Source organism: Streptomyces albidus (ex Kaewkla and Franco 2022), from assembly GCF_013870515.1.
Taxonomy (GTDB): domain Bacteria; phylum Actinomycetota; class Actinomycetes; order Streptomycetales; family Streptomycetaceae; genus Streptomyces; species Streptomyces albidus.
The window spans coordinates 1-3,272 of the sequence record NZ_JACBXA010000409.1; the positions used below are offsets into that span (position 1 = coordinate 1).

At 68.9% G+C, this 3,272-nt stretch carries 2 protein-coding genes and 1 pseudogene; all 3 read left to right on the forward strand.

Annotated features, from left to right (window positions below; genetic code table 11):
- A pseudogene (locus tag H5J26_RS29715) lies at positions 1-1,053 on the forward strand (hypothetical protein); the annotation flags it as partial.
- A gap of 366 nt (positions 1,054-1,419) precedes the next feature.
- Positions 1,420-2,724 carry an ammonium transporter gene (locus H5J26_RS29720; RefSeq protein WP_181769058.1) on the forward strand — a complete coding sequence of 435 codons (1,305 nt, stop codon included), beginning with the start codon at positions 1,420-1,422 and terminating at the stop codon, positions 2,722-2,724.
- Positions 2,721-3,059: a P-II family nitrogen regulator gene (locus tag H5J26_RS29725; RefSeq protein ID WP_181769059.1), complete on the forward strand. Its 339-nt coding sequence runs from the start codon at positions 2,721-2,723 to the stop codon at positions 3,057-3,059. Before H5J26_RS29720 ends, H5J26_RS29725 begins: the two co-directional genes overlap by 4 nt.
- The last annotated feature ends 213 nt before the right edge of the window (positions 3,060-3,272 follow it).

A 3,272-nucleotide genomic window follows, 5' to 3' on the forward strand; every position in this document is an offset into this window, starting at 1 on the left:
ATGGCAACTGGTGTTCTGGTCATCTCGACACGGCCCGCCGTCCGCGGTCCTGGTGCGCGCACGGCCGGGACGGCGGGCCGTGTCGAGAAGCTGTCCGAGCCGGAGGTCGAGCTGCTGGAGCAGACGACCGTCATGTTCCGCCAGTGGGACGCGCAGTGCGGGGGAGGCCTGCGCCGCAAGGCGGTCGTGGGCCAGCTGCACGAGGTGACCGACCTCCTGCAGGAGCAGCACACCGAAGCGGTGGGGCGCCGGCTGTTCCGAGTGACGGCCGAACTGGCCGAACTTGCGGGCTGGATGAGCTACGACGTCGGCCTCCAGCCCACGGCGCAGAAGTACTTCGTGCTGGCACTGCACGCCGCCAAGGAGGCCGGCGACCGCCCGCTGGGTTCGTACGTGCTGAGCAAGATGAGCAGGCAGATGATCCATCTGGGCCGCGCCGAGGACGCGTTGGAGCTGATCCACCTCGCGCAGTACGGCAGCAGGGAGGGCGCGACCGCCCGCACGCAGGCGATGCTGCACGCCATGGAGGCCCGCGCGTACGCGAACATGGGGCAGCCCGGGAAGTGCCGGCGTGCGGTGCGCATGGCCGAGGAGACCTTCGAGGACGCCGGTGCCGCCGACGGCGACCCGGACTGGATCCGGTTCTTCTCCGAGGCCGAGCTGAACGCGGAGACCGCACACTCCTACCGCGACCTCGCCTACTCCTCGGGACGAAGTCCGACCTACGCGTCGATGGCCCGCCCGGCGATGGAGCGGGCGGTGGAGCTGTTCCGGCAGGAGGCGACGGAGGAGGCGGGCGGCGGCCACCGGCGCTCGTACGCCCTCAACCTGCTGGGCATGGCCAGCGTGCACCTGCTGCAGAAGGAGCCGGAGCACTGCGCCTTCCGCGCGGAGGAGGCCATAGAGGTGGCCAGGAAGCTGCGGTCCGAGCGTGTGAACAACCGGCTGCGCAGGACCGCCGCCTGGGCCGCCCGGGACTTCGGAGATGTCGCGGAGGTCGTGCAGCTGGGCCGGCGTCTGGCCGCAGACCTGCCCGACGTCGAGAGCGCGTAGCGGGCCGACAGCCCTTCTGACGAGATCACCGGACAGGACCACCGGACAGGACCGCCGGCCGCGACCAGCACCCCGGACACACCGACTGGGCTCCCCCGACTCCAGGGCGCGACCGGGTGGGGTCGTGGCCGGTTCTGTACGTACGGATGCGGGCGGCGCGCGTGCGGGAGCCGAGAGTAGCGGCAGATCGGTGCGACCTACAGCGGTTCATCCAGGCGTAACACCACGCCGTCCATCGTCACCACGGTGAAACACCTGGCGGCAATGGAGGAAACGGGATCCGGAGAGTCTGGCTTTCATCCCGACGCAATCCCGTCCTCTTCCCGTCCTTCCCGCACGGGTCGTTACCTCGAGGAGACGTCCACATTGAATGGCGCGGATACCGCATTCGTAATGATCAGCGCGTTTCTGGTCATGTTTATGACGCCCGGACTCGCCTTCTTCTACGGCGGCATGGTCCGCGTCAAGAGCGCGCTCAACATGCTGATGATGTCCTTCATCTCGCTGGGCATCGTGAGCATCCTCTGGGTGCTCTACGGCTACTCCCTGGCCTTCGGTCCTGACACCGGCGGCGTCATAGGGAACCTCGACTTCGTCGGTCTGAAGGGCATCACGGCCGAGTCGCTGACCGAGAAGGGCGGCATCCCGGTCTTCGCGTTCGCCCTCTTCCAGATGATGTTCGCCATCCTCACTCCGGCCCTGATGAGCGGCGCTCTCGCGGACCGCGTGAAGTTCAGCGCCTGGGCGGTCTTCATCGCGCTGTGGGCGACCGTCGTCTACTTCCCCGTCGCCCACTGGGTGTGGGCCGAGGGCGGCTGGCTCTTCGACCTGGGCGTCATCGACTTCGCGGGCGGTACGGCCGTCCACATCAACGCCGGTATAGGCGCGCTGGCGGCCGTACTCGTGGTGGGCAAGCGCATCGGTTTCAAGAAGGAGCCGATGCGTCCGCACAGCCTGCCGCTGGTCGTGCTCGGCGCGGCGATCCTCTGGTTCGGCTGGTTCGGCTTCAACGCGGGCTCGGCCCTCGCGGCCGACGGCACCGCCGCGCTCATGGCGATGAACACGCAACTCGCAACAGGTGCCGCCATCCTGGGCTGGCTCGTTTACGAGCGCATCCGGCACGGTGCCTTCACCACGCTGGGCGCCGCATCGGGCGCCGTCGCGGGCCTGGTCGCGATCACCCCGTCCGGCGCGAACGTCAACGCCGTCGGCGCCCTCGCGATCGGACTGGTCGCCGGAGCGGTCTGCTCCTGGGCGGTGAGCCTGAAGTTCAAGCTGGGATTCGACGACTCGCTGGACGTCGTGGGCGTCCACCTCGTCGGCGGCGTCATCGGCACCCTGATGGTCGGCTTCCTGGCCATCGACGGGGACGCCGGGCTGACGCAGTTCGGCAAGCAGGCCACCGGTGCCTTCTCGGTGATGGGCTACTCCTTCGTCGTCTCCTGGATCCTCGCCAAGCTGATCCACGCGACGATCGGCTTCCGGGCGAGCGAGGACGACGAGACGACCGGTCTCGACCGTGCCTTCCACGCGGAGACCGCCTACGACTTCAGCGCCGTCGGCGGTTCCTCCTCCGCGGCACGTCCCGTCGCCGCACCCCCTGGTGCGGGCGGGCAGCATGACGGAGTGGCGAAGGCCGGTCAGCTCACGGACAAGAAGGTGGACGCATGAAGCTCATCACCGCGGTCATCAAGCCGCACCAACTGGAGGACGTGAAGGAGGCACTGCGCGCCTTCGGTGTGCAGGGCCTGACCGTCACCGAGTCCAGCGGCTACGGGCGGCAGCGCGGCCACACCGAGGTCTACCGGGGCGCGGAGTACACCGTCGACCTGGTGCCGAAGGTGCGGATCGAGGTCCTGGCCGAGGACGAGGAGGCCGAGGAGCTCACCGAGGTCGTCATCAAGGCCGCCCGTACCGGAAAGATCGGAGACGGCAAGGTCTGGACAGTGCCCGTCGACAGCGTGGCCCGGGTGCGTACGGGCGAGCGCGGCCCGGACGCCCTCTAGGAACCGGGAACGGACCGACGTCCTGTCGGACAGACCGTCGGACAGGACGTCGCGCAGGACTCGGACAGGACAGGGCGCCCGCCCCTGGACGTCCGTCGATCAGCAACCGCCCAGCACCGGACAGGAGTCGGGAACCGCACATGGCCGAGCAAGCCGAGATCAGCAGCGTCACGGCGCGTGCGGGAGTCGGCCACGATGATGCGGTAGTGCGGC